We start from the raw sequence: 6,247 nt of genomic DNA on the forward strand, positions 1-6,247 counted from the left end.
GTGTTTCCGCTCGGGAAAAGCGTCGCTAACATAAATATCGATATGCTGAACTTTATTGGCGAGACGAACGACCTGATAGTTTTCGGTATGGGTAAATCGGATTTAGACGATTATGCCGCCCGTGCCGCTAAAAAGATCGGTATGCGTCTGCAGGAAGATCCCTGGCCTGAACAGGGATATTATTACCGGTCGGATCATATCAGTTTAGCCCGAAAGGGTCTGCCTGCGCTCTCGATGGATAATGGCGTTGACAGCCGCGAACACGGTCAGGAGTGGGGTCTGGCTTTTTATAAAGCGTTTGTTGACTCTAACTATCACAAGCTGTCGGATGAATACACCGATGATCTGAATGTGGACGGTATCATGCAATATCTTCAGGTGGTATTCGACATCGGATATACGCTGGCTAACAGTTCCAAATTCCCTAACTGGAACAAAGACGACGAATTTCGCGCGTTGAGGGATGCAAGCAGGGCGGAGGCGGAACTTATTCATTCCGCGCCCTGATTCGGCAGCATCAGCCTTAAACCGCTTGACTGTCGGGGGAGCAGCGGATTATATTCAGTGCTTCGGAGAGGTGGCCGAGCTGGCTTAAGGCACTCGCCTGCTAAGCGAGAGTGGGGGTGATACTTCCACCGAGAGTTCGAATCTCTCCCTCTCCGCTAAATGTGGTTCGTCTATGTAATTCAAGTATACACTTTGATTTTCGTTATGTTGGAATGAGCCAAAATCCCGATTCGAGGCTTAAAACACATAATTCAGGAAAAGTTAAGTCCACCAAACATTATCCTCCATATAAGTTACTTTACGTAGAGGAAGTTGGCAGTCGTTCAGAAGCGAGAGCGCGGGAGAAATATTTGAAATCGGCAGCAGGTAGAAAGTTTTTAGATCAAGTGCATCATTAGTATTATGAGTTCCCTGCCCGACTGGCAGACGTAGTCGGTCAGGCGGGGAATCTCTCCCTCTCCGCTGCTTTTTAAAGGAAAACCACCCCTTTATCCCCTCCTTTGAAAGGAGGGGGAGTTTATCCCATCTTTGATGGGATATGTAGGGACAACTCAAGAGTTGTCCTTTGGCGATTCTTGAATCGCCCCTACGCTGAATGCGAGTCAGGATTCATCCTGACCGCTATTTCAATAAAGTGATTCCTTTTATTCCCCTCTAATAAGAGGGGAAGCCGATCCTTTTAAAATCCGATAGGGAAGGCTGGGGTGTGTAAATGCTCCTCCCTCGAGGGAGGTGTCCGTCCCGAAGCTTCGGGACGGGCGGAGGGTGTGATTTAATGGTTTAAAAAAGATAACACCCCTCGTCCCGGCTGAGCCGGGACACTCCCCTCAAGGGGAGAGGCTACTCTTCCGCTCCTAGTAAGGAAGGGAGATAATCCACTCTAATAGAAGCAGCAGTCATTCAACACTGATATTTCTTTGTACTCTGAACTCAATAAGATTACATTACCCGAATGAACCGGACGAGAGCACGAAATTTGACGATAATGCTGGGGAGCATGCTCTTCGTTCTGACCGGAGTGGGTATCGCGCCTGCGCTGCCGGGGATGAGCGATTATTTCAGTCATCTGCCCGACTCGGAATTTCTCGTAAAACTCACGCTGACGATGCCGGCGCTGATAATCGCCATCACCGCTCCGTTCGCGGGTCTGCTGCTCGACAAATGGGGGAGGAAGCCGGTTATTCTACTGTCCCTGATAGTGTACGGCGTTGCGGGGAGTTCCGGTTACTGGATGGATACATTGTCGGGGATACTTATAGGGCGCGCTTTTTTGGGGCTTGCCACCGCGGGGATCATGAGCGGGATAATCACTCTTATCGGCGATCTCTTCGAGGGGGAAGAACTCAACAGGTTCATGGGTTATCAGAGCGCGGCGCTCGGAGTCGGCGGGCTGATTTTTTTAGCGCTCGCAGGCGTATTGGCGGATATCGGGTGGAGATATCCGTTTCTGATCCATCTACACGCATTTCTGGTCCTTCCCGGCGTCATCTTCGCTTTTAAAGAACCCAAAATCGAGCGGGTCATAACAGATGAGAACGTCTTGAACGAGAAGGTGACATTCCCCTGGAAACCGACACTGATCATAAACTCAATCTCATTCTCCGCTATGTTGTTGCTCTTTCTCTTTCCCGTGCACCTTCCGTTTTATCTTACTTCGGAAGTGGGAGCCACGAACACTCATGTCGGGGGAGCATTGGCGCTTCAGTCGGCGGTCGCAGTGTTATTAGGACTGAACTACAGGCGGATCAAGGCGCGTCTGTCGTTTCAGGGAGTTATGGCGGTGGTCTTCCTCTGCATTGGGATAAATCATCTTATCATAGCGCTTTTTACCGATTTCAGACTCCTCGCCGGGGGGATGCTGATAGGCGGAATTTCTCTCGGTCTGTTCGCACCGAACACGAACGTCTGGGTTTCGACTTCCGCTCCCGGTGCGATGCGGGGACGCGCCGTCAGTATCATGACTGCGGTCATTTTCCTTGCTCAGTTCCTTGCGCCTATAGTTACACAGCCGATGGTGCAAAGCGTAGGTATCGTCAGTATTTTCGGTTACGCCGCCGGACTTTCGTTCCTGCTATCGCTTATATTGGCGGGAGTAGCTTTTAGAAAATCTTAGAAGTCCTTACCTGCACAAACAGATAACATAAGTGATAGGTCAAACATGCGTCTTTAAGCAATCACTGTTCGGCTAATTTCAAATATTATAGAAAAATCACCAAATAAATCTTGACACTAACTCTTTATAGTATTAAATTTATACTATCAGTCGCTTTTAATAACGATTTAGATCAAGAACTGATTTAGCATTCTAATTAGGTAATCTACTTTCAATGGGGGGCAGTGTTGCTTCTCGATAAAATGAAAGGATAACGATGAAATATCTATCTACAGAGTATTTCATTTTTGTCATTTTGTTGTTCTCTTTTACTACCTACGATCGTTCAGCAGGAGAACAGGCATCAAGCGGTGAGAATCCGCTTGTTGTTCCGAATCAAATAACATTATCCTCAGTCTTGCCATCTGATATAGCCGGAGGCTGTAGTCGGCGGGATGGCAGTATGGGCAGCCGCTGCCGAGCAATATAATAAGAACATGAAGGTAATTAAACATGGATGAATCCACATTTAAACCGACATTACAACAGAAACAGAGCTTGTGCATGGCATATCTTGCCTATTCAGGTGAATCACTGATTGCGTCATCAAACGGCTCTCAAAATGTAGAAAAGAAGATATTAACACTGATTAACAAAGCCATACTTAAGATTCCGGTTCTGTACCAGCCATATAACATCGATCCGGACTGGAAAGTAGTGTGGGGCCCCGCCATATATAAATTTCCTAATGCTATTCTCCAGGATAACATGATGTTTGTCGCCCAACAGATCACTCAACCGTCAAATTATGTGGTTGCGATAAGGGGTACGAACGGTCTCTCGGTCTTAGACTGGGTAGAGGAAGATTTTGAGGTCTGGGATAAAGTGGATTGGCAGTTTCCCTCCGGGAGGGGCGTGCTTCCTACTCCTAAAATTGCAGAGGCTACCAATACCGGATTGGATGCGCTGTTACGCCATATGACACCGAAGGAAGGGATACCCGGTCATGATCAAAACATAACCACCTTCCTCGGAAGCATTACTCAAAAGAGCGGGATAGATATAAATATCACGGGGCATAGCCTCGGAGGCACACTCGCGGCAACGTTGGCGCTCTGGTTTAAACAGTCGCAAAATATAGAACCCGGATGGGATCCGCGAGGGAACGCCTCTCTTTGTACGACTCCATTTGCCGGAGCGACACCCGGTGATTCGAATTTCAAATACTATTTCAATTCACTCATGGGTGCGTCCTGTGACAAGATCCATAACACACTCGATGTAGTCCCGCACTTCTGGGAAACAGCCACGCTAAATCAAATACCGGGTCTTTATTCAAAAGCAAAAATACAGATGACCGGCATTGAATTAGCGCTGCTTGAATTTATCATTGAATTTATAACCGGATATGAACAGTTGGAGAAGTCCGACCCGCTTACATGGAAAATAAACGCAAGTCCCGAGTACAACACCTTTATAGAACAGGCTGGATACCAACACAAGAACTCATATCCAAACGTCCTTGGAGTTAAATCACTGCTTAATGCGATCAAGGAGTAATGAAAACAGAAATCCCCTTTCGGGTAGCTCCCGTCACCTTCCCGGCTTTGAACCAGACTTGAATATCAGAATCTTCATAAGTGAAAACGATGCGGTACTTATCCAAATCATTAGTTTCTAAGTCGCTTAGCGATCGAAGCACCTTCCCGTCGAGGAATGCCTTGTGGTCCGGCTCGCCAAGAAGGTTTATTACTTCCTGCTGTTGCATGCCTAATTGCAAACCCTCTGTTTTTTTACAGGTCATTGTGAATAGGAGCAGGGCGCTGATGATAGTATGCGTTGAGATTTGTAGTAGTCGTTCGGATTTCATGAAACGTCAACAGTGCTAATATTTATGACAACTTATTACCGACAATTTATGGTGAAATTGCTTGCTAATCAATCTAAATGTTCTTGTCTGATCTGGAAACAAGAAACGAAAGTGTGTTTGTGACTATAGTAAATGGTACAAAACTGTAACGGTAATTGATTACAAATAAAATCAAAAAGGAGGTGGAAATGATGCACGCCAACCGCCTGATAAGCGCAGTAAAATACCTAAGAATATTCTTGATGGGTATGGTTGTGATGGCTTGTAATCCCGACGAGTATCGATATGTTAGCGAGAAGGGTGATCACGGGAGTCCGCATCCTCATCCTCCGGACATAGGAAAAACCTTGCTCGTGAGTGATGAGGAGCCGGTTCTGGTTCGCGACGACAAGGAGCGAATGCGTATGGTACGCTATATCGCAGAGTTTGTGCGCGCTGAGGACGTCGTGTCTAAGATTGAACTTTCATCAGGAGAAGTGATCGACTGTGTCGATATGCAAAAGCAACCTTCGCTGAGACTTCCCGGTATTGATGTACTTGAGATAAGATTCAAACCTCCGACCGAGCTCAAAGCGCTGTCACGAGGAGACTCACTCGCATTCATAGGCGACCCTGTTCGAGACGAGCCGCCGCGGATGGCCCAGCAGGAGTACGGGGCAAATGGAAGAACCTGTCCCGAAGGTGCTGTGCCTATACGGCATCTGACCATTGAGATTCTGGATAACTTCGAGACATTGGAGGATTTCTTTCGGGCTCGACCTCCTCACACGCGTTCAGGTCCTACGAGCTTACACCAATATGCGAACTCTTATCATTCGGGAGATAACTGGGGAGCGCAATCCACGCTCAATGTATGGAGTCCTTACACGGAACGCAGCAACGAATTCAGTCTCTCGCAGATCGCTGTAACGCGCGGTTCCGGCGGAAACTTTGAGACGGTGGAAACAGGGTGGCAGAAATACAGGCAATTATATAGTGATTACCGACCGCGTTTGTTCATTTACTTTACACCGGACAATTACGGATCGGGAGGTTGCTATAACCTTACATGCAGTGCATTCGTCCAGGTAAACAACAGTGTCTATATCGGTGGCGGTTTCACCAATATCAGTTCTCATCCTCACTCGAGCACTGCCTGGGAATTTACGATTCGCTGGCAGCGGCATGGTGATACGGGAGACTGGTGGCTCAAATACGGCAACACCTGGGTCGGTTACTACCCTGCAAAATTGTTCGATAACAGCGGATTGAGCCCCAGGGGTGATACAGCCCACTTCTTCGGCGAGATCACTGATAAGAGATCGGATGGGAGGCACACACGGACTGATATGGGCAGCGGTCATTTTCCGAAAGATGGGTTCGGATACGCCGCCTATCAACGTAGAATACGCACTATTACGACGAGTAATTACTGGAATATTCGACCCACGTTAACTATCTCCCGCACCGACGCGAACTGCTACGATATTGAACAGCACAACAGTTCAGGAAGCTGGGAGCGGTATTTCTATTTCGGAGGACCCGGATATAACGCACATTGTCAATAAGGGTTGCTGTACCGCCTGAATTTTCGCCGGAGGAAAGTCGAGGCACTATACGGTCATATTCCTAGCTCAGTTCCTTGCTCCTATCGTTACGCAACCGATAGTGCAAAGTGTGGGTATTGTAAGCATTTTTGGTTACGCCGCTGGACTTTCGTTCCTGTTATCGCTTATATTGGCTGGAGCAGCATTTAAAAAATCTTAGATAATTTTGAAAGGCACTAATGAATTTTACAG

General features: G+C 47.4%; 6 protein-coding genes and 1 tRNA gene. 6 read left to right on the top strand and 1 reads right to left on the bottom strand.

Annotation, left to right across the window (positions count from 1 at the left end):
• The 5 genes from IID12_09420 to IID12_09440 form a co-directional block, all read left to right on the top strand.
• Positions 1-507 (top strand): M28 family peptidase (locus tag IID12_09420; GenBank protein ID MCH8289307.1); only part of this gene is annotated, 507 nt, incomplete at its 5' end.
• Positions 508-571: 64 nt separating this feature from the next.
• Positions 572-662 (top strand) — tRNA-Ser (locus tag IID12_09425).
• Positions 663-719: 57 nt separating this feature from the next.
• Positions 720-905 (top strand): GIY-YIG nuclease family protein, encoded by a 186-nt coding sequence (locus tag IID12_09430; GenBank protein MCH8289308.1) that lies wholly within the window; start codon positions 720-722, stop codon positions 903-905.
• 578 nt (positions 906-1,483) lie between these two features.
• Positions 1,484-2,620: an MFS transporter gene (locus IID12_09435; GenBank protein MCH8289309.1), complete on the top strand. Its 1,137-nt coding sequence runs from the start codon at positions 1,484-1,486 to the stop codon at positions 2,618-2,620.
• A 492-nt stretch (positions 2,621-3,112) separates the two neighbouring features.
• A complete protein-coding gene (locus tag IID12_09440) occupies positions 3,113-4,159 on the top strand; it encodes a hypothetical protein (protein MCH8289310.1) in 1,047 nt (348 codons plus the stop codon).
• Here IID12_09440 and IID12_09445 read toward each other — a convergent pair.
• Positions 4,149-4,367 carry a hypothetical protein gene (locus IID12_09445; protein ID MCH8289311.1) on the bottom strand — a complete coding sequence of 73 codons (219 nt, stop codon included), beginning with the start codon at positions 4,365-4,367 and terminating at the stop codon, positions 4,149-4,151. The two genes, IID12_09440 and IID12_09445, sit on opposite strands and share 11 nt — an antisense overlap.
• A 290-nt stretch (positions 4,368-4,657) precedes the next feature.
• Between IID12_09445 and IID12_09450 the strand changes: the two genes are divergently transcribed.
• Positions 4,658-6,016, top strand: coding sequence for a neprosin family prolyl endopeptidase (locus tag IID12_09450; protein ID MCH8289312.1), 1,359 nt, complete (start codon positions 4,658-4,660; stop codon positions 6,014-6,016).
• Positions 6,017-6,247 lie beyond the last annotated feature (231 nt).

Source organism: Candidatus Neomarinimicrobiota bacterium (assembly GCA_022567655.1).
In the GTDB taxonomy this organism is placed as follows: Bacteria; Fidelibacterota; SORT01; order SORT01; family SORT01; genus JADFGO01.